Annotated in this window: 26 protein-coding genes; 18 read left to right on the plus strand and 8 right to left on the minus strand. The window is 31.6% G+C overall.

Features of this window, described 5'->3' with window-relative positions; all coding sequences use genetic code 11:
* Positions 1 to 55 precede the first annotated feature (55 nt).
* Positions 56 to 679 (minus strand): sensor histidine kinase, encoded by a 624-nt coding sequence (locus ACWJKS_RS07045; protein ID WP_462960821.1) that lies wholly within the window; start codon positions 677 to 679, stop codon positions 56 to 58.
* A 218-nt stretch (positions 680 to 897) separates the two neighbouring features.
* Here ACWJKS_RS07045 and ACWJKS_RS07050 point away from each other — a divergent pair, with 218 nt between their 5' ends.
* Genes ACWJKS_RS07050 through ACWJKS_RS07075 form a run of 6 tightly spaced genes read left to right on the plus strand, consistent with a single transcriptional unit; the run spans position 898 to position 4,074 of the window.
* The gene (locus ACWJKS_RS07050) at positions 898 to 1,104 is read left to right on the plus strand and encodes a DUF1657 domain-containing protein (RefSeq protein WP_165414807.1); all 207 of its coding nucleotides are present in this window, start codon (positions 898 to 900) and stop codon (positions 1,102 to 1,104) included.
* Between the two features lie 13 nt (positions 1,105 to 1,117).
* Positions 1,118 to 1,978 (plus strand): DUF421 domain-containing protein, encoded by an 861-nt coding sequence (locus ACWJKS_RS07055; protein WP_462961057.1) that lies wholly within the window; start codon positions 1,118 to 1,120, stop codon positions 1,976 to 1,978.
* 11 nt (positions 1,979 to 1,989) lie between these two features.
* A complete protein-coding gene (gene spoVAC / locus ACWJKS_RS07060) occupies positions 1,990 to 2,469 on the plus strand; it encodes a stage V sporulation protein AC (RefSeq protein ID WP_462960822.1) in 480 nt (159 codons plus the stop codon).
* Entirely contained in the window at positions 2,470 to 3,471 is a 1,002-nt protein-coding gene (spoVAD, locus tag ACWJKS_RS07065) for a stage V sporulation protein AD (protein ID WP_165414805.1), read from the plus strand.
* A gap of 21 nt (positions 3,472 to 3,492) precedes the next feature.
* The gene (gene spoVAE / locus ACWJKS_RS07070; protein ID WP_165414804.1) at positions 3,493 to 3,846 is read left to right on the plus strand and encodes a stage V sporulation protein AE; all 354 of its coding nucleotides are present in this window, start codon (positions 3,493 to 3,495) and stop codon (positions 3,844 to 3,846) included.
* Between the two features lie 27 nt (positions 3,847 to 3,873).
* Positions 3,874 to 4,074 (plus strand): DUF1657 domain-containing protein, encoded by a 201-nt coding sequence (locus ACWJKS_RS07075; RefSeq protein ID WP_165414803.1) that lies wholly within the window; start codon positions 3,874 to 3,876, stop codon positions 4,072 to 4,074.
* A gap of 502 nt (positions 4,075 to 4,576) precedes the next feature.
* On the opposite strand, the gene pgtP is transcribed toward ACWJKS_RS07075, so the two are convergent.
* From pgtP to ACWJKS_RS07100, 5 genes are all read right to left on the minus strand, one after another.
* Entirely contained in the window at positions 4,577 to 5,923 is a 1,347-nt protein-coding gene (gene pgtP / locus ACWJKS_RS07080; RefSeq protein WP_411955879.1) for an MFS transporter, read from the minus strand.
* Between the two features lie 91 nt (positions 5,924 to 6,014).
* Complete coding sequence (locus ACWJKS_RS07085; protein ID WP_165415027.1) at positions 6,015 to 6,380, minus strand: DUF1667 domain-containing protein; 366 nt, start codon at positions 6,378 to 6,380, stop codon at positions 6,015 to 6,017.
* A 6-nt stretch (positions 6,381 to 6,386) separates the two neighbouring features.
* Positions 6,387 to 7,646, minus strand: a complete 1,260-nt coding sequence (locus ACWJKS_RS07090) for an NAD(P)/FAD-dependent oxidoreductase (protein WP_462960823.1) — start codon at positions 7,644 to 7,646, stop codon at positions 6,387 to 6,389.
* A gap of 15 nt (positions 7,647 to 7,661) precedes the next feature.
* Positions 7,662 to 9,101, minus strand: a complete 1,440-nt coding sequence (locus ACWJKS_RS07095; RefSeq protein WP_462960824.1) for an FAD-dependent oxidoreductase — start codon at positions 9,099 to 9,101, stop codon at positions 7,662 to 7,664.
* Positions 9,102 to 9,636: 535 nt separating this feature from the next.
* Positions 9,637 to 11,130, minus strand: a complete 1,494-nt coding sequence (locus tag ACWJKS_RS07100; RefSeq protein WP_462960347.1) for a hypothetical protein — start codon at positions 11,128 to 11,130, stop codon at positions 9,637 to 9,639.
* 181 nt (positions 11,131 to 11,311) lie between these two features.
* On the opposite strand from ACWJKS_RS07100, the gene glpQ reads away from it, so the two are divergent.
* The 8 genes from glpQ to ACWJKS_RS07140 all read left to right on the plus strand — a co-directional run bounded on the left by glpQ (position 11,312) and on the right by ACWJKS_RS07140 (position 19,787).
* Positions 11,312 to 12,406 (plus strand): glycerophosphodiester phosphodiesterase, encoded by a 1,095-nt coding sequence (gene glpQ / locus ACWJKS_RS07105; RefSeq protein WP_462960825.1) that lies wholly within the window; start codon positions 11,312 to 11,314, stop codon positions 12,404 to 12,406.
* A 186-nt stretch (positions 12,407 to 12,592) separates the two neighbouring features.
* Positions 12,593 to 13,360 carry a formate/nitrite transporter family protein gene (locus ACWJKS_RS07110; RefSeq protein ID WP_165414444.1) on the plus strand — a complete coding sequence of 256 codons (768 nt, stop codon included), beginning with the start codon at positions 12,593 to 12,595 and terminating at the stop codon, positions 13,358 to 13,360.
* Positions 13,361 to 13,518: 158 nt separating this feature from the next.
* Positions 13,519 to 14,205: a Crp/Fnr family transcriptional regulator gene (locus ACWJKS_RS07115; protein ID WP_462960826.1), complete on the plus strand. Its 687-nt coding sequence runs from the start codon at positions 13,519 to 13,521 to the stop codon at positions 14,203 to 14,205.
* A 148-nt stretch (positions 14,206 to 14,353) separates the two neighbouring features.
* Entirely contained in the window at positions 14,354 to 15,361 is a 1,008-nt protein-coding gene (asrA, locus tag ACWJKS_RS07120; protein ID WP_462960827.1) for an anaerobic sulfite reductase subunit AsrA, read from the plus strand.
* Positions 15,362 to 16,153, plus strand: coding sequence for an anaerobic sulfite reductase subunit AsrB (gene asrB, locus ACWJKS_RS07125; RefSeq protein ID WP_462960828.1), 792 nt, complete (start codon positions 15,362 to 15,364; stop codon positions 16,151 to 16,153).
* A gap of 13 nt (positions 16,154 to 16,166) precedes the next feature.
* Positions 16,167 to 17,114, plus strand: coding sequence for a sulfite reductase subunit C (asrC, locus tag ACWJKS_RS07130; RefSeq protein ID WP_165414448.1), 948 nt, complete (start codon positions 16,167 to 16,169; stop codon positions 17,112 to 17,114).
* Positions 17,115 to 17,331: 217 nt separating this feature from the next.
* Positions 17,332 to 18,117 carry an ABC transporter ATP-binding protein gene (locus ACWJKS_RS07135; protein ID WP_462960829.1) on the plus strand — a complete coding sequence of 262 codons (786 nt, stop codon included), beginning with the start codon at positions 17,332 to 17,334 and terminating at the stop codon, positions 18,115 to 18,117.
* A gap of 2 nt (positions 18,118 to 18,119) precedes the next feature.
* The gene (locus tag ACWJKS_RS07140; RefSeq protein WP_462960830.1) at positions 18,120 to 19,787 is read left to right on the plus strand and encodes a hypothetical protein; all 1,668 of its coding nucleotides are present in this window, start codon (positions 18,120 to 18,122) and stop codon (positions 19,785 to 19,787) included.
* 119 nt (positions 19,788 to 19,906) lie between these two features.
* Here ACWJKS_RS07140 and ACWJKS_RS07145 read toward each other — a convergent pair whose 3' ends face one another.
* The gene (locus ACWJKS_RS07145) at positions 19,907 to 20,197 is read right to left on the minus strand and encodes a DUF503 domain-containing protein (RefSeq protein WP_216304381.1); all 291 of its coding nucleotides are present in this window, start codon (positions 20,195 to 20,197) and stop codon (positions 19,907 to 19,909) included.
* 222 nt (positions 20,198 to 20,419) lie between these two features.
* On the opposite strand from ACWJKS_RS07145, the gene ACWJKS_RS07150 reads away from it, so the two are divergent.
* The 4 genes from ACWJKS_RS07150 to ACWJKS_RS07165 all read left to right on the plus strand — a co-directional run bounded on the left by ACWJKS_RS07150 (position 20,420) and on the right by ACWJKS_RS07165 (position 23,318).
* Positions 20,420 to 20,611: a hypothetical protein gene (locus tag ACWJKS_RS07150; protein ID WP_462953951.1), complete on the plus strand. Its 192-nt coding sequence runs from the start codon at positions 20,420 to 20,422 to the stop codon at positions 20,609 to 20,611.
* Positions 20,612 to 20,687: 76 nt separating this feature from the next.
* A complete protein-coding gene (locus ACWJKS_RS07155; protein WP_462960831.1) occupies positions 20,688 to 20,879 on the plus strand; it encodes a hypothetical protein in 192 nt (63 codons plus the stop codon).
* 218 nt (positions 20,880 to 21,097) lie between these two features.
* On the plus strand, positions 21,098 to 22,426 hold the full coding sequence (locus tag ACWJKS_RS07160; RefSeq protein WP_462960832.1) for an MATE family efflux transporter: 1,329 nt from the start codon (positions 21,098 to 21,100) through the stop codon (positions 22,424 to 22,426).
* 73 nt (positions 22,427 to 22,499) lie between these two features.
* Positions 22,500 to 23,318 carry a MerR family transcriptional regulator gene (locus ACWJKS_RS07165; RefSeq protein WP_216304385.1) on the plus strand — a complete coding sequence of 273 codons (819 nt, stop codon included), beginning with the start codon at positions 22,500 to 22,502 and terminating at the stop codon, positions 23,316 to 23,318.
* A gap of 37 nt (positions 23,319 to 23,355) precedes the next feature.
* On the opposite strand, the gene ACWJKS_RS07170 is transcribed toward ACWJKS_RS07165, so the two are convergent.
* Positions 23,356 to 25,293, minus strand: coding sequence for a Cache 3/Cache 2 fusion domain-containing protein (locus tag ACWJKS_RS07170; protein ID WP_462960833.1), 1,938 nt, complete (start codon positions 25,291 to 25,293; stop codon positions 23,356 to 23,358).
* Between the last annotated feature and the right edge of the window lie 185 nt (positions 25,294 to 25,478).

Genomic DNA, 25,478 nt, shown 5'->3' on the forward strand with positions numbered 1-25,478 from the left:
GTAACTTCTATGACTCTACATAACTCAGCTACTTGCTTTGATTTTTTTTGAAAACTTACTCCCCCCTAATAATTTGTTTGAACAATATTTTAAAAACAGTATAATTATCTTCAAAGAATAGCTGAACATCACTGCCTTTTTTTTCAGCTATTTCTTTTATATAATAAAGTCCATAGCCTCTATTATCTCCTTCTTTAGTAGAAAAGCCTCTTTCAAATATTTTTTCTATATTATCAAACTTTACTGTTATTCCACTATTTCTAACCTCTAGAATATTAGCATTTTCTTCTTCACATATATTTAATATAACAACCTTATCCTTAGTGCTATTTATGACAGCTTGAAAAGCATTATCCAATAGATTATTTAGCATATCTGAAATTTCATAATCATTTAGACTGTTTTCTAGTGTATTATTGGCTACATTAAATAAGAATTTTATATTTAATCTATTCGATTCACATAATTTATTGTAGATTATAGGTTTAACAATAATATTATATATATATATAATATCTTCTATAATATTATTCGAATATTTTAAAGACATAATATACTTGTTCAATTCATTTTTAACTTCTTTTTCACTTGTAATTTCTACTATTGCATTTATGGTGTTTAAATAATTTTTAAAATCATGTTGTTTCCTCCTCGTCTCTTCTACTATCTCAAATACCAATCGTTTTCATCTTTCAAAGGAAACTTTGACCATAATAACATAAAGATAGTCAATTCAATAAAGCTAAGTAAATAATATATAACTATTTAAAGTTTAATGAGTAAAATATTGAAGATAGGAGAATATATATGAATAATAAAAAAAGAGAAAGACTTTAATAAAAGCATATTAGTTATACTGCGTGAGGAAAAGAATTGATAAGCATTAAGGAGGTTCATATGACTGTTGGCTCTAAGGTAAAGCAAACATTAGCAACTTTAAAAGGTTCTGAAGCTACTTTAAGATTATATTCATTGCAAGAACGAAATAAAGAAGCTAGGGCTATTTATACTGAGGCATCTGAAGAGATAGGTAAAATTAAAATAGATTTGGAAAAAAGAGTAGGCTCTATAGAGTTTCAGGAGCCTCAATACAAAGGTGACTAAGTGAGGTGAAATGATGAGTAATTGGTTAACAATATTATTCAAAACGATAATTTTATATTTTTTAACATTGGTTTTAACAAGATTTATGAAAAAAAGAAACTTATTTAAGGTTACGCCTTTTGAGTTTATTTCTTATGTAATTATTGCTCTTATAGTTACTTTAATTTCATTGGGTATAATTACGAATATTTATTTTGGACTAACTGCACTAGCTGTTTGGGTACTGATGCCTATTATCTTAGATTATTCCTCCATGAAAAGTAAATGGATTTACAATGTAATAAAGGGTAAGGAAAGGGTATTAATTAAAAATGGTAAAATCATGGAAGATAATCTAGCTAAAGAAAGGATGACTGGGCAAGAGTTTCTACAAGAATTACGTTCAAAAAAAGCATTTGATTTAGCCGATGTTGAATTTGCCGTTATGGAAACAACAGGAGATATCAATGTTAGTTTAAAAGCTGATAAAAAGCCTGTTACCTCATATGATTTAGGAATAAAAGTTGCGTCTAAGGCTGAATCACAAACAGTTATTTTAGACGGGAATATGTTAAATGGAAGTCTTACCAATATTGGATTGAGTAAAGGGTGGCTTAAGACTGAGTTAGAAAACAAAGGAGTAGCACTTGAGAATGTTTTTATTGGTCAAGTAGATTCTTCTGGAGATTTATATCTGGATCTTTTTGATGATTTGATTCAAGTCCCAAAATCACAAATTAAAGAAATGCTATATGCCAGTATTCAAAAAAGTCAGGCAGACCTTATGTCCTTTGCTTTAGAAACAGAAACTGATGAAGCAAAATCTATGTACTTAAAAAATGCTGAAAATCTAGAAAAGGTTATGAAAAAAATAAAACCATATTTATTACGTTAGAAGGTGAAATAATGTCTAATATGAAAAAGAAAAAACTAACGCCAACTCAACTGCAATACGGTGAATTGGTGAAAAGCATAGAACCTAAAAGACGTATTTTAAAAAATTGTATTAAAGCATTCCTTGTAGGTGGTATCATATGCACCATTGGTCAATGCTTACAGGTGTTCTTTATCACTTACTTTAATTTTAATGAAAAAACAGCAGTTAGTCCGACTTCAGTAGTTTTAATCTTTGTTTCAGCGTTACTTACTGGACTTGGGATTTACGACCGCATTGGCCAATGGGCTGGAGCTGGATCTGCTGTTCCAATTACAGGTTTTGCTAATTCTATAGCTTCTGCTGCAATTGAGCATAGAAGCGAAGGATATGTACTTGGAGTCGCTGGAAATATGTTTAGGCTTGCTGGAGCAATCATTGTTTATGGAGTTTTTTCTGCTTTTGTGGTCGCTACGATAAAAATCACAATAAAATGGTTGGGAGTGATGTAGATGCTTAAAGGACATCAATCATGGATTTTCAATTCTAAACCTACAATATTAGGTTCTGCGGCAGTTGGTGGTCCTTTTGAAGGTAATGGGGCCTTAGCTGATGACTTTGATATAATTCATGAAGATTTATGGATTGGACAGGATAGTTATGAAAAGGCGGAAAGAGTTCTTCTTGAACATGCTTGTGAAAGAGCGATAAAGAAATCAAGTATAAAAAAAGAAGATATAAATTTTTTTATAAGTGGAGACTTGATGAATCAGATTACTTCCAGTAGTTTTACTGCACGAACATTAGGGATACCTTTTTTAGGAATTTTTGGCGCTTGTTCTAGTTCCATGGAAGGTTTAGCTATGGCTGCTCAATTGATAGAAAGTAAGTCAGCTAAATATGTTATAGCATCTGCAAGTAGCCATAATGCGGCTGCAGAAAAACAATATAGATATCCTACAGAGTATGGTGGACAAAAACCACCTACTGCTCAATGGACAGTAACAGGGGCTGGAGCTGCGGTGCTTGGAAGAGAAGGATTCGGACCTAAGATTACTTCGACTACAATAGGAAGAGTAATAGATATGGGAATTTCAGATCCATTTAACATGGGGGCAGCTATGGCACCCGCGGCTGTAGATACAATTGAAGCACACTTTAGAGATTTAAATGTTGATGCCTCCTATTATGACCTTATTGCTACTGGTGATTTAGGCAAGGTAGGGCATAAACTCGCTATTAGTTTATTAAAAAGCCATGGTATAGAAATGCCATCAGATATATTTACAGACTGTGGACTTTTAATATATAAAAAGGACCAACCAGTTTTTTCTGGAGGTAGTGGCTGTGGCTGTTCTGCTACTGTAACTTATGGGCATTTTCTTAACCGTATGCGAAGAGGGGAATTAAAGAGAATATTAATAGTTGCAACTGGTGCTCTAATGTCTCCAATATCCTATCAACAAAAGGAAAGCATACCTTGCATTGCTCATGCAGTTTCTATTGAAATGTAAAAAAGAGGTGTGAGTTTATTTATGGAAAAATTTATTTATGGATTTGTAATAGGCGGTCTAATTTGCGTTATTGGCCAACTTATAATGGATATTTTAAAGATTACGCCTGCACATACTACATGTACACTAGTTGTAATTGGAGCAATTTTAGGAGGACTAGGTTTATATGATCCTTTAGTAAAACTTGCCGGTGCAGGGGCATTTGTACCTATAAGCAGCTTTGGAAATACTCTAGTAACAGGGGCCCTAATTGATGCTGAAAAAACAGGATTTATAGGGATATTTACTGGCATTTTCAAGACAGGAAGTTCGGGGATTTCTGCTGCGATAGTTTTTGGATTTATTGGTGCTATACTATTTAAACCCAAAGGTTAAATACATATTTGAAGGGAGGTGAAAACTATGACTGTAGGAACTCAAATGCAACAAGCAATTGCAGGAATGCAAAGCGCTTCTGCTACAATGAAGACTTTTTCTCTAGAAACAGAGGATCAACAAGCAAAAAATGATTTTACACAAATCGCAGAGCAACTTGATTCTGCAATGGACATTTTAAAGGGAAGACAGAAATATATTCAAAAACAAGAGCCTCAATATAAATAGTGTTAATTCTTATATTTACAATATAAAAAGAAGTTCTGAACTCAGATTTTGTATTGAAATTAGCCGAATGGTGAAAACATAAAAACTTTAAATTAAGTATATTTAGTTTTAGATATTTTTATGCATAAAATAACAGTGACTGTTAATATAATTATAAAGAACATATCTACATCCTTAAGGATATTTGTTCCTCATTTAGTCCTCCACATTATTATAAGAAAAGTTATTATCTATAGAGATAATAACTTTTCGTCTTTTATTAAATAAATTTTACTTTCATACCCTTATGGAAAATTGCCTATTTCGACATGAGTATGGTATTCGCATTTTGTTAATGCAAGATTACATAACAAAAGACTGCATTTAATTTAACTGATGTCAGTTTAATCAAATGCAGTCTTAATTGCATAATACAAGAAATAAATTAAATCAATAGTTTTTTTATGTAAGATTTAATTTTATTTGCTATTGCTCAAATGTTTATAGCCAAGCAATATTAATTTTAAACCGCCGTAATATCTTCAGATTCTGGTTTTGACCTATCATGTACGTTCCAAGTAAGAGATAGAAATACAATAGCAAGTACAGCAGAAATCATAAGAAGCGTGAATCCTCCATCCCAATTGTATTTATCTACAACCATTCCCATTACAATTTCAGCTGAAACTTGTCCAATAAGATATCCAAAGAGTCCTGTAAAGCCAGCAGCAGTCCCAGCGGCTTTTTTAGGAACTAGATCTAAGGCACTTACTCCAATAAGCATAACGGGTCCATATATTAAGGCACCGATTAAAGCTAAGGTAATATTTATTGCTAAAATACTTGAAGATTGCCAATAAACGAACACACCAGCTGTAACACCTATCATGCAAGCTACACCTACTGGTGCACGACGACCATGGAATATCTTATCACTGATCCATCCGATGAGTATAGTTCCCGGAATTGCGGCATATTCAAATAAAGAGAATGCGACCGCTGACTCTGTAACATTAAAACCTTTTACTTCTTGTAAGTATACTGGAGCCCAATTAATAATACCATATCTCACCATATATACAAAACCGTTTGCAAGAGCGATATACCATAGATATTTATTATTAAGTACATATTTAAATAATATTTCTTTTCCAGTCATTTCTCTTTCTCGATTGTCTACTTTTACAGCAGGGTAATCATTTTTATATTCTTCTATAGGAGGAAGTCCTACAGATTGAGGTGTGTCTTTTGCAAAAACCATATACAGTGTTCCAATCACGATTGCAATAATAGCTGGTAAATAAAAAATTCCTTTCCAACTTCCGAATATCTGAACACCAAGAAGAGCAACGACAGCTATAAATCCACCACCCACATTGTGTGCGGTATTCCAAATAGACATTTTAACGCCACGTTCTTTATCTGAGAACCAGTGAGTTATTATTCTTCCACATGGAGGCCAGCCCATACCTTGAACCCATCCATTCACAAGCATCAATATAAACATTATTGTAAGACTTGAGGTAAGGGGGAAAAATATATTCGTAACACCAGACAAAATTAAACCGATACCTAAAAAATACCTCGCATTGGATCGATCTGATACGTTACCCATAACAAATTTACTGATACCATAAGCTAGCCCTAGTGCAGATGCAACGAATCCAAGTTGCGTTTTTGTAAATCCTTCTTGAATGAGGTATATCTTAGCTAGTGAGAAGTTACTTCTAACAAAGTAGTAACCCATATAACCAATATATATACTTATAAATACTTGTAAACGATATTTTTTGTAAGCTGGATCAATTTTTTCTTTTGGTAATCGCTCAATAGGTAGAGCGGGTTTTAAAAAATTAAATAAATTTCCCATGTCTTTCATCATCCTTTCATTCTTTGTTATTAAAATACATCTTGAACTTGTTGCTTATTGGGCTACTGCCATTATTTTCGCGTTAATACCACTATGCAGCTCCAATATCCTTAGTTGCTATAATATTCACTCCGGTGTCAAGTACGTTTTTTAGAACCACATCACCTATAGAAATAGGAGCTTTTACTATAACATTTTTTAATGCTCTTACGCAGTCATAAATCATATCCTTTGGAATATCTCTCTCAGTTTTAACAGGAAGTATCTCATTTTCGCCACCTGAAACTAAAACAGAGGATGTAACGACTCTTGTTGGATTAGTACATTCTTTCTTGCCGTAGGTTTCTCCGATCTTACAGGTATTTCCTTTAACGCTGATAACTTCTTCGCCCTCAAGCGCTACCACAAGTGCACAACCTATTGGACAGCCTATGCATGTTAATTCCCTTGTACTCATAGTTAACTACTCCTTTTCTACTTTTATGGTAATCTTTTTACAGTTACTATATTTATCCAAAACTGCTTTAGTTAATTTAACGCTTTCCATTTCACCTGGTGTAAGAATCTTTTTCTTTAAATGCATTTCGCGGACATCATCGAAATAAACAGATATATAAGCAGATTTATGTACCTCACCAACCCTAAATCTAACATCTATTACGTTACCGATATTTTCAGGATTGATAGTACTAGGTACTGTATACCTAACTCCGCCTGTCGCGAAAATCTCAATACTATTTCCAGCATGGTAAATTCCTTTTATATAATCAGAAGCATTTCTACCAGCAGTGTAGCTTTCAGTGGTTACATTATCTACTAAATCATGAACGTGAAGCACATTGCCACAGGTAAATATTCCAGAAATGCTCGTCTGCATGCTTTCATCTACCTCAGGACCCCCAGTAACTCTGGAAAGTTTAACATTAGCTTTTCTAGAAAGTTCATTTTCGGGTAGAAGGCCAACAGATAAGAGTAATGTATCACAAGCAATGTATTCCTCAGTACCCTTAATTGGTTTCCTATAGTCATCAACTTGAGCTATAGTAACTCCGCAAAGTCTATCATGCCCATGTATATTTGTTATAGTGTGGCTTAATTTTAAAGGAATATTAAAATCGTCTAAGCATTGTACAATATTTCTCTTAAGCCCACTTGAATGAGGCATTAGTTCTACACAAGCCTTTACATTTGCACCTTCGAGGGTCATTCGTCTTGCCATTATAAGTCCGATATCTCCAGAACCAAGTATTACTACTTCTTTTCCTGGCATTAGACCCTCAACATTAACATATTTTTGAGCTGTTCCAGCTGTATAAATACCTGCGCATCTTGCACCTGGTATGTTTAAAGCTCCTCTTGGTCTTTCTCTGCATCCCATTGCAAGTATAACTGCTTTTGCCTGGAGCTCCAATATACCATCTTCTGTATTTACAGCAGTAACTTGTTTACTATCATTTACATCTAGAACCATGGTATTTAGTTTATACTCGATATTAAGTGCAATAACCTTGTCAATAAACCGTTGTGAATACTCAGGACCAGTAAGTTCTTCTTTAAAGGTGTGAAGACCAAAACCATTATGAATACATTGATTGAGAATACCACCTAATTGATTATCTCTTTCTATAATTAAAATGCTGTTTATCCCTTGATCCTTTGCAGAAACTGCAGCTGCAAGGCCTGCTGGACCTCCACCAATTATGATTAAATCATATTCTTGCATATATATTCCTCCAATTTATAAAGATTGTTTATTTTTGCCAGTGAGCAGTATAGAATTTTCGCCTGATTTTGTAATGGCGCATCGTGGTATATTAAGTTCTCTTGAAAGAATATCTACAACTTTTGTTGCACAAAAGCCCGATTGGCATCTCCCCATTCCAGCTCTTGTCCTTCTTTTAACTCCATCAAGTGTTTTTGCTCCAAGAGGTCTTCTTATAGAGTCTATAATTTCACCTTCTGTTACAGTTTCACACCTACAAACAATTGTTCCATATTCAGGTATTTCCTTGATTATTTTTTTTCGTTCATCGTTTGACATTTCTCTAAATTTTCTTGTACCTTTTCGTATAGGGTTGAATTTTACATTTTCCTGCGGTGCTAATTTTTCTGTTACTATATCAGCTACCATTGCAGCAATACTTGGAGCACTAGTTAAACCTGGAGAATCAATTGCTGCTACATTAATAAAGTTCTTAGCGTCTTCTGCTTCCCCAATTATAAAATCATTTCCCTCGCATTTTGATCTATTCCCTGCAAAAGAAGTTATAACCATATTCATAGGAAGTGGCATTTGGATACTTAATTGAGCATTTAAAACGATATCATCGATGCCTTCGCGAGTTGTACTAAGATCAGTTTTGTTATCTTGATCTACAGCATTAGGTCCAATTAGAAGGTTACCATCAACAGTAGGGGTAACTAAAACTCCTTTTCCAAGTTTAGTTGGAAGTTGAAAAATAGTTTTTGTAACTAAATCTCCGCAAGCTTTATCAAATAAGACATATTCTCCTAGCTTGGGAAGTATTTTAAATTTATTATTGCTTACCATATTATTAATTTCATCCGAAAATAAACCGGCTGCATTTATTACTACTTTTGTTTCAATGTCGCCTTTATTAGTTTTTATAACGTAACAACTTTGTTTTTTTTCTATATTAAGGACCTCAGTTCCAAATTCAAATTCCACGCCATTGGTGTATGCGTTTTCAGCCATAGCAATAGTCATTTCATATGGGCAAACAATTCCTCCTGTTGGAGCATATAATGCACCGACACAGCTCAATGTTACATTAGGTTCCATTTCTCTAACTTGATTTCCATCAAGAATAGCTAGATTAGGTACTCCATTTTTTTCGCCTTGTTCTAGTAAATCTTTAAGATCATTCATGTGTTTCTCGTCAAAGCACAGAACCAATGATCCATTCCTCTTAAATGGGAAATCTAATTCCTTTGCAAGCTTTGTATACATTTCATTACCTTTTGCGTTTAATTTTCCCTTAATAGTACTTGGATTAGCATCATACCCTGCATGTACTATTGCACTATTTGCTTTTGTTGTACCAGAAGCAACATCACTAGATTTTTCAATAACACATGTTTTTAAATTATATTTAGATAGTTCTCTTGATACTGAGCATCCCGCAATACCAGCGCCAATAATAGTTACGTCAAACATTATCTTACCTCCTAAATGCGAATAAAAAGAGAACCTTAATTAATAGGTATGAAATACCCATACATTAAGGCTCTCTTTTCTCCGCCCTTAATTATTTAATGTTATATTACCATAATAACCAAATTAATGCAAAGCAAAATAATGGATGATGTAGCGAATTCAGTTGTTCTTCCCTCATAAATATTCGTCGGGTAACTTGTTTTTACATTTATGTAAAATACGCTGTTAATTTAAAGTTAGTGATAAAATATGAAAATGCTAGAAAAACTTTCTGTTTTTTTTCTTGAATTCTTCGTTTGGTTTAGTTATAATCAATTTGGTAGCTAACAGAAAACGTTATCACATCTACAAGATTTGAAAACGTATAACTAGATTGAGTAGTCACGGAAACTAATATGTAAAACTTGAGTTTGTATAAAGTTATATAGAACTATAAATTTTATGTTAAGAGAGCAGTTAGTGATAAAAATAGGTATAGCAAACAAGCCTGCACGATGCAGGAATTTTCAGTAAAAAATATTCAATTGTTAAATAGCTACACTAATAAATTTAAAATACTAAAACCAGAAACTTTAAGTCTTGCATCTAGATGAATATTAATTCCAGCAATCATAGTCATAAATGAATAACGTTTTTTACCGTATATTCGTAAAGAATGAATTCTATAATCATTTAGAATACGATTGTTTATACGTTCTGAGCAGGTTCTAGTTTTATAAATAGTTTTCCATTGTTTTGAACCGCGAGGCAAAGGAGTAAACAACCGCAAATCCCATGATGGTTTAGTGTAGATTACTCGCCCATACGGTGAAGGTGAGCATTGTTCGCAGCAAGAGCAACTGTCAACCTTTTTTAAAACTAAAGGGCAACGCCATTTAAGGCGTGAACGACTTTTTTCATAACCGTTATAGACCATCTCATGGGCACCAATACAGATAGGAAATCCTTTTTCATTAATATCTAGAGCAGCTGGATATTTTGAATTTCCTTTGTTTTTGGAGTTCAGATCAATAAAGGGATTAATGTTCCATTTGGAACATAATTCATATGTAGCATAGTTATCGTTAGCTGAGTCAAGAACATAATTTGTTATATTGAATTGCGGTAACAGTTTTCTAAATTCAGCTAATGCGACTATTCCAGTGACACTGTCGTGTCTGCTTGCTTCTACAAATCGTAGATAAATAGGTAAATCGATCTTGTATTTCTTGTTATAGGAAGATAAAGCATAGAGCGTGTAGCCGTAAAACCAACGATTTTCATGACTGTCCCAACCCCAAGTAGCATTTATGTCAGAAAGTCTACGAGGGCATTTGCAATCGTAAATTCCATTTTGACGGCAGTCACAAACTTTAGAACCATAGTAGGAAGATTTACAGTGAACGCAAGTACCATCACCCGCAACTGTGAGTTTATCTTTTTCTATTAAGTTAAGATTAAAAGATGGCTCTACAGCAACTAATGAGAATATTTTTTGAAGCAGCCTTTCGGCTCTTAGTGAAAATGAGCGACCAGCTTCAAAAAAATCTGAAATTCTTTTAACAACACCTGTTTTTTTATTAGGAAGCTTTTTATTTTTCCCGGGTTCTTTGATTTTAGAGGGTTTCTTCTTATACGAATATGTATTTTTTAGTTTGATTCTGTCGATAGACAGATCTGAGAGCCATAATCTAGAGATAAAATCATAATGAGCACCAAGTGATGGGACATTATTTTCAGTGCAGCCAATACAGGTTGCAAGTAACTCACAGGCATGAAGCTTTTTAACCCAGTTGGTAATGCTTGTTTCCTTTTGAAAAAGCATTAAAGAAAATGAACGAAATATTTCAGGTTGAAGGGTCGCAGGTCTACCGGTATTAGAATAATAAGGTTTTAATATCTCTCTAAGAATATCTAAGTCTAAGCAATGCAACTTAGAGATAGAAGTTTCAAGTTCTATAATTTTTTTAGGAAAAACTTTGTAGAAACATGAGAGAGTTGAAATAATAAATTGCTGATAATCAGCATGAGAGCTCCAATTTTTAAGCATAAAATAATCCTCCTTTTAAAACATGTCTTTAAGAGGAGGAATTCAAAATTTTACAAACTTGTCAAGTGTTTTATGCAAAAAAAATGGGGGAATTAATAAAAATTAATGATACTAAAAATGAGTAATCACGGGCTCTGAAGAGTTTCCGTGAGAGCTCTAGATTATACAAGGGGGATATAACATGAAGAACGAAAAAAAACTAATTGCTCTAGCATGTACACTTACCATAACAGCAGGATTATTCGCAGGATGTAGACAGAAGTCTAAACAGTCTCCTCCAGTAGCAAGTAATACCACAACTGTTTCAACAAAAAATAAAAGCGATAAAATAGTGATTGGACATAGGGGTGCTTCTGGATATTTACCTGAACATACTTTAGAGTCCTATGCTTTAGCTTATGGACTAGGGGCAGATTACATAGAGAGTGATGTTTGTTTATCTAAAGATGGTGTTCCAGTAATAATGCATGATAATATGTTAGATACGACAACAGATGTAGCAAAGCGTTACCCAAATAGAAAACGAAGCGATGGACATTACTATGTAATTGATTTCACGCTAGGAGAAATTAAAACACTTAACGTGCACGAACGTACAAAAGAAGGGTCTAAGGATCCTGTTTTCCCTGATAGATTTCCTTTAAATAGTGCTCATTTTGAAGTTCCAACATTAGAAGAAATGATACAACTTGTACAAGGGCTGAATAAAAGTACAGGTCAAGAAAAAGGAATTTACCCTGAATTAAAAGAGCCTAAATTTCATACAGATAATGGACAAGATATTGGATCTGTGGTATTAAAAGTTCTTAGAAAATATGGATATGATACGCCTGAATCAAAAATTTATTTACAATGTTTTGATCCAACTTACTTAAGAAAAGTTAGGACAGAAATGGGCGCAAAAATGAAAATGGTCCAGCTAATTGGTGAAGAAGCAGATTGTCCAGGGGCAAATTATAAAAAAATGATGTCGGATGAAGGACTAGCAAAAGTAGCTGAATATGCAAATGGTATTGGACCTTGGTACCAACAAATAATAGATGAAAATGGGAAGAACGATAAAGAACCAGTTATAAATCCTAATTTAGTAAAAGATGCACATAAACATAATCTTGTTGTTCATCCATATACATTTAGAAAAGATGAAATCCCTAAATATGTAACTAGTGTAGAAGAGTTAATGCAAAAATTCTACTTTGAAGCTGATGTAGATGGTTTATTTACTGATTTTCCTGATTTTGGAATAAAAATATTAGAAAAAGGACCTAAAAAATAATTTTATATTAAAATGAGAGCACATAAGGATTGATTACCTGAGTGCTCTTTTTTATTAATAACTAACGTCCTGGAAGTTAGATTGTTAGTAAAAAATAATTTTAGAAAATATGTGATATTAGTCACATATTTTCTTTTTCTGTAATGATAGAATGTGGGTATCTTTTATAGAAGGAAGTGGTATGTCTTGTTTAGTGAAGAAATTAACAAAGTTTCAATATCGGCGGTAAAAAAATCTGAACTTTTAAAGAAAAGTAAAATGAGGTACCTCACTGCAGCGGCCCTAGCTGGTGCTTATGTGGGATTTGGAATTTTATTGATATTTACTATTGGAGGATCATTTGCAGCAGCTGAGTCACCGGCAACAAAAACTATTATGGGAGCTTCCTTTGGGATTGCCTTAAGTCTTGTAATAATGGCGGGCTCCGAACTTTTTACAGGAAATAACATGATTATGACCATAGGGTATCTAGAAAAGAAAGTTCCTTTACTTGATTCAATAAATATTTGGATATACAGTTTTATAGGAAACTTTATAGGGTCAGCAGCGCTAGCAGCAATATTTGTAGGTTCTGGGCTTGCAAAGGGTAGCACAGCAACTTTTATTTTAAAAACATCACAAGGGAAAATGGCAACGCCAAGCATAGAATTATTTTTAAAAGGGTTACTTTGTAATATGTTAGTCTGTTTAGCCGTATGGTGTGCTATTAAATTAAAGGAAGAAACGGCTAAACTTATAATGATTTTTTGGTGCCTATTTGCATTTATAACTATAGGGTTCGAACATAGTGTTGCGAATATGACTTTGCTTACAACGGCACTAATGATTCCTCACACCGCAGCGATTTCTATAGGAGGATTAGCGCACAACTTAATTTGGGTTACCCTAGGAAACTTTGTAGGTGGAGCTGTATTTATTGGAGCAGCATATTGGTACGTAGCAAAAGAGAAATAAAACAATAAAAATATATATTATTAAAGCCAGGATTAATTAAGGTAAGTAATGTATAATTTCTTTTTTTGTTTTATTTTAAAATTTATTGCTATATAATAAGAATATTAGTATTTTTATTATAATGAGATTATAAAATGAAATCATAAGGAGAAGTTAATATGACACAAATATCGCTTAGGCAATTAAAAGACCTTCCTTTATTTAAATGTGTTGGGGATAAAACTTTGGATTTAATAAGAGAGAGTGTTGTAGTAAAAAAATTGAAAAAATCACAAATGTTATTTGCTGAAAGAGAAATCACAAATAATATATATATAGTGCTAGAGGGAAAGGTAACTATGTACAGAGTATCGGAAAAGGGTCAAAAGAGGGTTATCTATATCCTAAACAAAGGTGAGATTATAAACGAGGTGAATTTTGACAATTTTACGACATCTATTAATTGTGAAGGGTTTGAAGATAGTGAAATTATAAGCATATCAAAAGTAGACTTATTAAATATTATGAAACAGGATTTTAAGCTTACAGAGATTATATTAAACTCTATGAGTAAAAAAATAAGAAGAGTGTATAGACAAATTAAGAACACAGTTCCTACTAAAATGGACAAAAGGGTAGCCGCAAAGCTTTGGAAGCTATCTAAAGATTATGGTGTAGAAACAGAAGATGGCGTTTTAATAGATATTAAAATAAACATAACTTATTTAGCAGATATGTTAGGTAGCTCTCGTGAAACTATTTCAAGGGCAGTAAAAGAGCTTGAAAACATGGATATGGTTAGAATAAAATATAGAAAATTCATAGTTAATAGAGAAAAGTTAAGCAAATACTTTAAAGGTGTGTGATGAAAATCACATACTTTTTTTGTCGTTTAAAATACAATATGCATAGTTAGTTATAAATTTAATTTTTATAGGAACTGACTAACAAAGTTAATTAATTAACAATAATTAGCGATTAAGTAAAATTTATTATAATGGAAGGTGTGCATTTATGGGATTTAAGCTTACAATAGAGAAGTTTGATGAGTATCTTGAAACATTGCGACGTGAATATAAGGTGTATGCACCAGTAATGATCAAGGGAAAAGGAACTTTTGCGGACACAGATACTAATAGGTATAAGGAAATAAAGAGTATAAGGGAAGTAGAGTTTGATTTAAAATCTAGTTTTTCTCCTAAAGAAATAATATTGCCAATTACTCAAACATTATTTTACTTTACTGAAAATGATTGCGTAGAGCCAAAATGCGATGAGAAGAAAACATTAATATTCTTAAGAAGCTGTGATATTCATGCTATAAAGAGATTAGATGAAGTTTACCTAAGAAATGGAAATGAAGATTATTATTATAAGGTTTTAAGAGATAAAATTAAATTTGTACTTATGGGTTGTAGTGAAAGTTTTGAAAATTGTTTTTGCGCAAGTATGGGATCGAATATGATAGAAGATTATGATATGTACACTAAAATTCAAGATGATGAGGTCTTTGTGAATTGTAAATCCGAGGAACTGATGAAGTGCTTTAACATAGATAAACCTAGTAACGTCGTGGTAGAGCCTGAGTTTGTTTTGACTAATGAAGTAAAGGTTAATATACCTGAAAACTTAGATCAAAGAATTTTTAAATCAAAAATGTGGGATGAATATTCTTCAAGATGCATTGCTTGTGGTAGGTGTAATTTTGTATGTGGTACTTGTTCTTGTTTTACTATGCAGGACATTTTCTATAAAGAAAATAAAAACGTAGGAGAAAGAAGGCGTGTTTGGGCATCTTGTCATGTAGATGGATACAGCGACATGGCAGGCGGACATGGCTTTAGACAGGATAAAAAAGACAGAATGAGATTCAAAATTATGCACAAGGTATATGATTTTAAAAAGAGAGCCGGATATCATATGTGTATAGGTTGTGGTAGATGTGATGATATATGCCCTGAATATATATCTTTCTCAAATTGTGTAAACAAATTAAATAAAGCAATGGATGAGGTGGAATAAATGAAAAATATATACATGCCTTTTAAATCTAAGATACTTAATATAAGTAAGCATACAGAAACGGATTATACATTTAGAATGGAGTTCGAAGGTGTTGTAAAGCCGGGTCAATTTTTTGAAGTATCCATACCGAAATTTGGAGAATCACCTATATCCGTTAGTGAGATAGGTGAGGGTTATGTAGATTTTACTATTAGACGTGTCGGCACTGTTACGGATGTAATTCATAGCTTTTTTGTAGGAGGAACCTTGCTTTTAAGAGGGCCTTATGGAAATGGATTTGATGTTAACCTTTATAAAAATAAAGAAGTTATTGTAGCTGCTGGGGGAACTGGACTGGCACCAGTAAAAGGGATAGTAGATTATTTTGCGAAAAATCCAAAGGAATGTACGGGCTTTAATTTAATGGCAGGTTTTAAGTCGCCTAGTGACATCTTATTTAAAGAAAATTTCAAAGTTTGGGAAAAGAGTATCAGTGTAACGTTAACTGTAGACAGTGCTGATGACGGCTACACTGGAACTGTAGGACTCATAACAAAATATATTGCAGATATTCAAGTTGTGAATATGGATGAAGTACAAGTTATTGTAGTAGGACCACCGATGATGCTTAAGTTTACCGTAGCTGGATTTATAAAAAAAGGAGTAAAAGAAAAGAATATATGGGTATCTTATGAGCGAAAGATGTGTTGTGGAGTTGGGAAATGTGGGCACTGCAAAATTGATGATACGTATATATGTTTAGATGGACCTGTTTTTAACTATTTGGATGCAGTTCATCTAGTAGATTAAGGGGGAAAACGTAATGGATATTAATACCAAGTTGCTCAAGAAAAATGCATACAGAATAACTAAAAAAAGAGGTAAAACAGCTATAAGAATAAGGGTACCTGGTGGGCATATAGAAGCCAAACATTTAGAAGTTTTGCAAAGAGTAGCAGAAACTTACGGAGATGGAAATATTCATATAACTATAAGACAGGGTTTTGAAATACCAAATATTGATATAGATAAAATACCGGAAGTTAATAAGATGATTCAATCAGTCATAGAAGGTCTTGATATAAATCAGATTTCAGAAAATACAGGATACTTGGCCGCAGGTACTAGAAATGTGTCAGCTTGTATAGGGGCAAATGTCTGTCCTTTTGCAAATTATAATACTACAAAATTTGCAAAAAGAATTGAAAAAGAAATATTCCCTAATGATTACCATGTGAAGGTAGCTTTAACAGGTTGTCCTAATGATTGTATAAAGGCTAGAATACAAGATTTTGGGATCATAGGAATGACAGAGCCACAATATGAATCCTATAGATGTATCAGTTGCAAATCCTGCGTAGCTAACTGTAAAAAAAGAGTTACTGGTGCACTTAAAATGGAGAACTTTAAAGTAGTTCGCGACCATGACAAGTGTATTGGATGTGGAGAATGCATAGGCAAATGCCCAACTAGTTGTTGGAGCAGAAGTTATGAGAAATATTATAAACTTGTGATAATGGGTAGGACTGGCAAGAAAAATCCTAGGCTCGCTCAAGATTTTATAACTTGGGTGGACGAGGAAAGTATAATTAAAATAATAAAAAACACATATTCATATATCGATAAGTATATGGATGCAAATGCTCCAGGAGGAAAAGAGCACATAGGTTATATTGTTGATAGAACAGGATATCCAGTGTTTAAGGAATGGGTTTTAAAAGACGTGACTTTGGGGGAGAAAGCAGAGGTTAAGCAATATATTAATTGGTAATATTAAAAAGTAACTGAATGAAGTGTTGGCACCTGCTTAGGCTGGTGCTATTTTTTTTAGGTGGAACTCCTACTTATAGAAGTGGAAGAATTTCCTTGTGAAATGTCATTAAAAGGTTTACATACAACCAATAAGTAAAAACTTGTTGAAATTACCAAATTAAGCAGTATAATCAATTATACAGACAGATAAAAAATACAGTTAGGGGGAGGGTTCTATGGAAGAATTAGACAGCATAATATCAATTAAAGATTTACAAATGAGCTTTGGGAGTAAAAAGGTGCTTAATGGAATTAATTTAAAAATTCCAAGAGGACAGATAATAGGATATATAGGGACTAATGGTGCTGGTAAAAGCACAACTATAAAAATAATGCTTGGGATATTAGAAGGATACACGGGAAAAGTAGAAATATTAGGACAAGATATAAGTAATGGAAGCATAGAGTATAAAAAGAAAATAGGGTATGTACCAGAGCTTGCAGATATATATGAAAACTTAACTGCTTATGAGTATATAAGCTTTTTAGGCGGAATATATGGATTAGAAGAAAAAAAGCTTATCGAGAGAGTAACGAAGCTAATGGGCTTATTTGGAATTGAGGATGCTATAGATTCTAGAATATCCTCATATTCAAAAGGTATGAAACAAAAGTTAATTATAATCTGTAGTTTAATTCATAATCCCGATATTTTATTTTTTGATGAGCCTCTAGGGGGACTAGATGCTAATAGTGTAATGGTGTTTAAAGAGGTTATGAAGAGTCTTGCAAAGAGCGGAAAAACCATATTTTACTCTTCACATATAATGGATGTTGTAGAGAAGGTAAGTGATAGAATATTACTTTTAAATGAGGGACAGATAGTTGCTGATGGAAGTTTTGAAGAGCTTAAGAATAATAAGAAGGAAGGAACACTTGAAGAAATATTCAATCAGCTAACAGGATTTAATGAGCATGCAGAGGTTGCTAAAGAATTTGTTTCTTTGGTTTGCGAGGTGTAATTATGAAGAATTTCACCGTACTTGCGATATTGGATAAATTTCAATCTTTATATGAAAAATTAGGCGTTAACTATAAGACTATGAGAATGATTCTTCAGATAAAATTAACCACAGATGGTCGTAGAGTAAGTACTGTTATGGGGAATAATAAAAAGAGAGATGAAAGTAAGGATAAGAATAATTATCTATCATTATTGATGTTCAATTCAGTTATGAGCATTTTTATTGGATTAATAATAATGACGGGTGGTATGTCATCTATGCAATCTGCGAATGTTGTAATAGGTATAAATCTATTTATGATGATTTCACTTATGATATCTGATTTTTCAGCAGTATTACTAGATGTAAAAGAGAAAAATATATTACTACCTAAGCCAATCGATAGTAAAACATTTAATGCAGCAAAGACTACTCATATATGTATATATTTAATAGGTTTATCACTATCATTAAATTTGATTCCACTAGTTATTGGCAGCGTAAAATATGGAGCTTTATTCTCCGTGATATTTTTTATAGACAATATACTTGTAGTGTTCTTAGTTATAGCTTTAACATCTTTACTATATACTTTAGTTTTGAATTTTTTTGATGGAGAAAAATTAAAGGATATAATAAACTATTTTCAAATATTATTAGCATTTGTATTTGCTTTTGGATATCAACTAGTTGCAAGAGTCTTTGATGCTACCAATATGAACAGTGAATATATGCCCAAATTGTGGCATGCATTACTTCCATCTATGTGGCTTGCATCTCCATTTGGTATACTAATAGATGGGAATAAACAACCTTTTCTAATATTTTTATTTGCACTCGCAATAGCAGGACCGATTATGTTAATGACGCTTTATATTAAAAGCGTAGTGCCTTATTTTGAAAAGAACCTTCAAAAATTAAATGATAGAGGGGGAGCCGTAAGCCGCAAAAGTGAAACTAGAAAAGAATTTATAGCAGGATTTGTTTGCAGAGGCAGAGTTGAAAAGGGTATGTTTAAATTTACTCAAAATATGATAGCTACAGAGAGAAACTTGAAGCTTAAGGTGTATCCAACGCTTGCAATGGCAGTGTTTATGCCAGTTCTATTTATGTTTATGGGTAACGGACAAGATAGATCATTCATGGCTAATATTAAAACAGGATATGGTGGGAAAATTCATTTGTTAATGTATATAACTATATTCTTGCTTTGCTTTTGTACAGCGTTTATAAATAATAGTGATAATTATAAGGGGGCATTTATATACAAGGTATTGCCAATAGAAAATCCAGGGGTAATATTAAAAGGGGCAGTAAAAGGAACTATATTCAAACTAATACTACCACTCTATATATTAGAATCTATAGTGTTCACAATTTTTAAAGGACCGTCAATAATTTTAGACTTAATAGTAATGTTTCTAGTTCTTTTAATATTATTATTGGTGTATTTTAAAGCATCAAATAAGGCAATGCCCTTTAGTGTAAAGTTTGCTACATCGGATAGTGGTAAGCTTATAAAGCCATCAGTTATTACAATTATGCTGCTTTTAGTATTTGCTGGAATCCATGTAGCTATTAGAAATAATATGATATATATTGGTGTTTATGCGGTCGCGCTTTTGATATTTAATGTAATTCTTTGGAAAACTAGTTTTAATGTGAACTGGAAGGATATAGAAATGTAAGGGAAAAGATTTTTACCCAGACACAAAAAACACTTGCATAATATATTCAACAACTCTTCACATTGAATATGTTATGCAGTTTTTTTGCAACAAGGCTAATTATAGCATCAATAGAAAGTCTACATACCTTGGATATCCTCTTTCTGAATATCAATTATTTCTGCATCAGTATTAGATTCTATAAAAGTTATAATATGCTCCATTGTAGAATCTAGCTGAGATGAAGTTCCACATATTCCTACGATACCGATAACTATTGTTTGATGAATATCCTGCTCAGCTACTTCTGATACTGATATATTAAACTTGTTTTTTAGTTTTTGAACTATGCTTTTTACAACCATTCTTTTTTCTTTTAATGAATGCGACCATGATGCTCTTAGGGTAACTGTCATAAATAAAATTTTCATTTATTCTTCACCGCCAATTCTACTATAAATATAGTATGTGTAAAAAAACTATTTATACTTATTGCTGAAACATATTTACTTATAACTGATTTTTATATATGACTCATACTTAATAACCTATTAAAATAGAGTTCATTAGTTTCCTGTTATACTTTATAACAAAATGGTTAAACTATATAGTGTAATATATAGTTTAATTTCAGTATTGGAAGGGAGATACTAATGAATAAAAATAAGTTAGGAAAAGCAAAAAAATCAATTAATCAATTAGATGCTAATAAAGGAATTAGTGGCGTTTCAAATACTGAGATGTCTATTATGTATAACATATCTAATATGACTAGTGACATTACTGATGTTACTTTAGAAGAAAAAATAAAATCAAGTGATAGTTCTACACAATCAAGGCATTAGCGTTTATCAAATGACTCTCCAGTAGATAAAATTCAGGGTTATTTTCTATCACATCAAAATAGAAGGAGGTTTAAGAATGAATAGCTTTCAGCAAAAAATTGGAGATGTAATGGAATCAATAGAGGAATCAAATTCTTTTAAATGTGAAAGAAGAAGGGATTTTAAAAAAGTAGCAAAAGCTTTAGTTGAAACAGGTGGAACTATACCAGACTTTAAAAAGTATGATTTAGCTTCAAAACATTGGAAGAGTGCTGAAAAATTTATTTAAACACGTTTTTCTAAAAGGGATAGAGCATAATAAATTAGACATTTTAATGTTATTTCTGTAGTATTCAAAAAAATAAAAAATAGAGTCGCGGATAAAAATTTATCTGTTGGCTCTATTTTTTAGTAATACTTTTGCTTATTTAGAAAGAAGTTGACTCTATAGTAACAATACAGTTTATAATAAGAAAGTGTGAAAATAATGAAAAAAGGTGGATATATATGACAAAGAGATTTTTGAAATATGCTATTCCATCAGCACTTGCTATGTTTATTTCATCTTTATATACAGTTGTTGATGGAATGTTCGTAGGACAAGGTGTTGGTGATTCAGCATTAGCAGCAGTTAACATAGTGCTACCATTTACAGTTATGTTATTTGGATTAGCTTCTATGTTTGCAATAGGTGGAGGAGCTCTAGTCTCTAAAAATTTTGGAGCAAGTAATACTGAAAAGGCAGTAAATATATTTAGACAAGTATTAAAATTTCTGCTAATAATTAGTGTTGTAATAAGTGTAATTGGTGTTATATTTACAGAACCAATAGTAAAGTTATTAGGAGCAACAGAGAGGCTACAGGGTTTATCAGTAGAATATTTAAGGTTTTATGCACTGTTTTGTATTCCTAATTTAACGGGAATAGTTCTTAGTAGTTTTGTTAGGAACGATGGAAGACCAAAACTTGCAATGGTTTCTACAATAAGTGGTGCAATAACTAATGTAATATTAGATTATATATTTATATTTCAACTTGGTTTTGGAATAAAAGGAGCAGCTATAGCTACAGGCCTTGGTCAAATAGTTACGGTATGTATGCTATTACCTCACTTCTTAAAAGGAGAAGGTCAATTAACTTTTGGGAATGTAAAGATTAGTAAGGAACTTATTAAAGAGTTTTCACTTATAGGATTCCCATCATTCTTTGCACAAGCAAGTTATTCAATAATTGTGTTATTGCATAATATAGCTTTAGCAAAATATGTAGGGGAGGTAGGAATTTCTGCATATAGTATAATAAATTATTTAACTACAAATATATATATGGTTCTTTATGGAATAACACTTGGAGTACAACCACTTTTAAGTTACAGCTATGGAAGAAAAGATGTTGAGAAATTGATAGGATTCTTTAAAATAACATGCGTAGCATCAATTTTAATAAGTGCTTTTTTTGTTATAACAAGTTTTATCTTTGGACAGAAGGTTATAGGAATATTCACAACAGATCCATACATAGCGCAGTTAGCATATAAGGCCCTTCGAATAGCAAGTTTTAGCTATTTTGTAGTAGGAATAAATTTAAATACCCTTGTGTATTATCAAGCTATAGAAAAACCAAAGTATGCAAATATAAGTTGTGTATGTAGATCAGTTATTTTCTTGCCAATATGCTTAACTTTATTTGGAAGTATGTTTGGGATAAATGGAATATGGGTAAGTGCGATGGTATCCGAAAGTTTAACATTTATAACTATAAAACTAATTGCAAACATAAAAACTTCTACACAAGCGGTTTTAACCGATTTAAATGTGGAACTTAAAGGAAAATAATAGTTTGAAGATGCATTAAAAATAAAAAATAGCATCATTATTTGGAAATATTAAATACAAATGAGGTGAGAATATGGGGACAAACTTTTCAATAGGAGAAATGTCAAAGTTACAAAATATATCAGTTCAGACATTACGATATTATGATAAAATTGGATTACTAAAACCTTCATATATAGACGAGAAGAGCAGATACAGATATTATTCTGCAAAACACTTTGTAATACTTAATTCAATAAAACAATGTAAGGCTATGGGCTTATCTTTAGATGAAATAAAGGAATTAATAGAAAATTATACTTCATTTGATTCCATACTTAATATAATAAGTAAGCAAAAGGAAATGATAGATACCAAAATAAAAGATTTAAACGCAGTAAAAAATAATATTAGTTTTCTTGAGAAGCGTATAAAAAATTCTTTAAAAGAAGGGATTAATGATGTTTTTATTAAATATAACAAGGAAAGAAAATTCAAAAAATATAATAATACAAAGAGATATACAGAAGAATTTGAAATAAATCTAAGTGAAATATTAGTATCGATGGAGCAGAAGTATAGTAGTTCAATTAAAGAACTTGCTTTTGCTGTATCATATGAAGATATAAAAAAATATAATGAACTAATATATAATAATATGCTAATTAATGGTTTCGAGTGTGTTACAAATGATGATAATTTAATAACTTTGCCAAAGGGGGAATATATAACATTAAATTTTGATGATGATTATAATGATACTAGCAAGTATTATAAAAGTCTTATTGAGTATATAGATAGAAATAATATTGAGGTAAGCGGAGATTTTTATGAAATATACATAATGACTAGAGTTGGGAATGATGGGGAGGAAAGATCTTTAGGACAAATTCAAATATTAAAGAAAAAGTAAAGGGTATAATAAAAAAGCTGCATTCAATGCAGCTTTTTTATTTATATATATCGGAAAATTCAATTTGTATTTTTTCACTGTTTGTTTGATTCATTAAACCTATTTTTGAATTCGGATTATCATTACCGTCAACTATATTAACAGGCAAGCTTATTGTAAATTCTGTACCTTCTTGATACTTACTTTGTACATTAATTTTACCACCATGCATTTCAACTAAAGATTTAACTAGAGCAAGTCCTATACCACTACCTTCATGTGCTCTACTTAGTAAAGGATCCACTTGCTTAAACCTTTCAAAAATTTGTGATAACTTATCTTCTGGGATTCCTATGCCATTATCCTTTACAGAAAGTATAACGTGACTATCTTTATCGTAAACGCAAACTTCGATTTTATCTCCAGGCCTAGTAAATTTAGTTGCATTAGAAATTAAATTAAGTAAAATCCTCTCCATCTTTTCTTCATCAAAAGCCATAATTTTTTCTTCTATATCCGTATCAAAAATAATTATTCTTGACATGCCTTGCACATACGGAATAGTCGATAGGGTTATTTCCTCAACAACTTGTATTATATTTTGATTCTTTAAATTTAACTCCATAAATTTAGAATCAATTTTACTAATATCAATTATATTATTTACGAGTCGTAACAGTCTATAACAATTTTGTTTTATATAATTTGTATATTCGTTTAACTTATCCATGTTATTTGAATTTACATCTTTGCTTATATATACAGAAAATAATTGTGCTGTAGAAAAAATTATATTTAACGGTGTCTTTAATTCATGAGACATATTGGCAATAAATTCAGTTTTTAATTTATCATATTGTACTAATTCTTCTATCAAATGTTTATTTTCAGTTATCATATTATTAAAACTATCGGATAATACCCCTATTTCATCTTTGTTTTTTATGTCCGAATGTACTGTTAAATCGCCTGAGCCCGCAATCTCCATATATGACTTTAATTTATTAATGGGTTTAACCAAATTGTTAGCCATAAACACAGCTATAATCCCACCTAATAAAATCATTAATAACCCACTTAATAATGTGGTATTCAAAATTGATTTACTTGACGATGCTAAGTCATCATAGTTAGCTGTGGTAACAATATACCAATCCCAAGGTTCGAAATAGATAGAGTAAGCTAATTTATGCACACCTTTATATGTGTATTCAATTAATCCATCTCTATTTGAAATTATTTTTTTACTTGATTCATAGTTGCTTAGATTCTTTCCCTTATCAGTAGGATGGACAATCGCTTTTCCATTAGAATCCATTATGTATACATAACCTGTTTTTCCAATTTTAAAGTTATTTAATGTTTTTTCTAAATAATCATTAAGTAATGTATTCCCTACAGCTATTGCTCCTACAACCTTTTTATCTTTATTAAGTAATGGTTTAATTCTTGACAAATAACTTTGATTTTCAGATAAATTTACGCCCCAATACTCATGATTATTAATTATTGTATTGTAAATATCTGAGTCAGCAGGGTAGTATGTTCCTTCAAGTCTTTGGTTGCCTTTAATACGGGTTGTAGATACCCTTATTAATTTATTATTACTTAATAAAAATATAGAAGCTGTGCTACCTATAGATTTATGTATATCATCAACAAGCTTAGTATCTAATGATAGCTTGTGTGTTCCGGCATATAAAACTGGTAAATAATAATCCCCTACTTTTATACTTTGGGTATTATCTACATTTATATTACCAAAACTATATAATAACTTCTCAGCAGAATCTAAATTACTATAAGACTTTTCTATAATGGAATCATTTCTTACACTTATTGTAGTATTAATTAATTCTGTTACAGTTTGACTTTTTTCTTTAACTTCTTTAAATACTGCATCCTTTGATATTTTACCAATTAAAATACCTAAAAAACTTGCTGTAAGTATAATTAATATTAGGTAACTAATAATTATTTTAATTTTAATACTCATACATTAAATCACTTCTCCTTAGATGATAAAAGAACATATTCAAATAATGATACACTTGACTAATGTAAATTTTCAAATTTTTACTTTTAATTTATTAGATTCTACAATCTATCATGCTGTAAGGTTTACAGTAACTAATACTAGGTGTAAAAAAATGTTGTTACTTCACAATTTATAACAATTAT

The organism is Clostridium sp. CM038 (assembly GCF_055081105.1).

Excerpts from the sequence above, each read along its gene's own strand:
- ACWJKS_RS07155 (WP_462960831.1), top strand. The coding sequence starts at position 20,688 with ATGAATAGCTTTCAGCAAAAAATTGGAGATGTAATGGAATCAATAGAG.
- ACWJKS_RS07085 (WP_165415027.1), bottom strand. The coding sequence starts at position 6,380 with ATGAGTACAAGGGAATTAACATGCATAGGCTGTCCAATAGGTTGTGCA.
- ACWJKS_RS07095 (WP_462960824.1), bottom strand. The coding sequence starts at position 9,101 with ATGTTTGACGTAACTATTATTGGCGCTGGTATTGCGGGATGCTCAGTA.
- ACWJKS_RS07050 (WP_165414807.1), top strand. The coding sequence starts at position 898 with ATGACTGTTGGCTCTAAGGTAAAGCAAACATTAGCAACTTTAAAAGGT.
- ACWJKS_RS07055 (WP_462961057.1), top strand. The coding sequence starts at position 1,118 with ATGAGTAATTGGTTAACAATATTATTCAAAACGATAATTTTATATTTT.
- ACWJKS_RS07170 (WP_462960833.1), bottom strand. The coding sequence starts at position 25,293 with ATGAGTATTAAAATTAAAATAATTATTAGTTACCTAATATTAATTATA.
- ACWJKS_RS07150 (WP_462953951.1), top strand. The coding sequence starts at position 20,420 with ATGAATAAAAATAAGTTAGGAAAAGCAAAAAAATCAATTAATCAATTA.
- ACWJKS_RS07100 (WP_462960347.1), bottom strand. The coding sequence starts at position 11,130 with ATGCTTAAAAATTGGAGCTCTCATGCTGATTATCAGCAATTTATTATT.
- ACWJKS_RS07160 (WP_462960832.1), top strand. The coding sequence starts at position 21,098 with ATGACAAAGAGATTTTTGAAATATGCTATTCCATCAGCACTTGCTATG.
- asrB (WP_462960828.1), top strand. The coding sequence starts at position 15,362 with ATGAAAAATATATACATGCCTTTTAAATCTAAGATACTTAATATAAGT.
- spoVAD (WP_165414805.1), top strand. The coding sequence starts at position 2,470 with ATGCTTAAAGGACATCAATCATGGATTTTCAATTCTAAACCTACAATA.
- glpQ (WP_462960825.1), top strand. The coding sequence starts at position 11,312 with ATGAAGAACGAAAAAAAACTAATTGCTCTAGCATGTACACTTACCATA.
- ACWJKS_RS07090 (WP_462960823.1), bottom strand. The coding sequence starts at position 7,646 with ATGCAAGAATATGATTTAATCATAATTGGTGGAGGTCCAGCAGGCCTT.
- ACWJKS_RS07165 (WP_216304385.1), top strand. The coding sequence starts at position 22,500 with ATGGGGACAAACTTTTCAATAGGAGAAATGTCAAAGTTACAAAATATA.
- spoVAE (WP_165414804.1), top strand. The coding sequence starts at position 3,493 with ATGGAAAAATTTATTTATGGATTTGTAATAGGCGGTCTAATTTGCGTT.
- spoVAC (WP_462960822.1), top strand. The coding sequence starts at position 1,990 with ATGTCTAATATGAAAAAGAAAAAACTAACGCCAACTCAACTGCAATAC.
- ACWJKS_RS07115 (WP_462960826.1), top strand. The coding sequence starts at position 13,519 with ATGACACAAATATCGCTTAGGCAATTAAAAGACCTTCCTTTATTTAAA.
- asrC (WP_165414448.1), top strand. The coding sequence starts at position 16,167 with ATGGATATTAATACCAAGTTGCTCAAGAAAAATGCATACAGAATAACT.
- ACWJKS_RS07075 (WP_165414803.1), top strand. The coding sequence starts at position 3,874 with ATGACTGTAGGAACTCAAATGCAACAAGCAATTGCAGGAATGCAAAGC.
- asrA (WP_462960827.1), top strand. The coding sequence starts at position 14,354 with ATGGGATTTAAGCTTACAATAGAGAAGTTTGATGAGTATCTTGAAACA.
- ACWJKS_RS07145 (WP_216304381.1), bottom strand. The coding sequence starts at position 20,197 with ATGAAAATTTTATTTATGACAGTTACCCTAAGAGCATCATGGTCGCAT.
- ACWJKS_RS07135 (WP_462960829.1), top strand. The coding sequence starts at position 17,332 with ATGGAAGAATTAGACAGCATAATATCAATTAAAGATTTACAAATGAGC.
- pgtP (WP_411955879.1), bottom strand. The coding sequence starts at position 5,923 with ATGGGAAATTTATTTAATTTTTTAAAACCCGCTCTACCTATTGAGCGA.
- ACWJKS_RS07140 (WP_462960830.1), top strand. The coding sequence starts at position 18,120 with ATGAAGAATTTCACCGTACTTGCGATATTGGATAAATTTCAATCTTTA.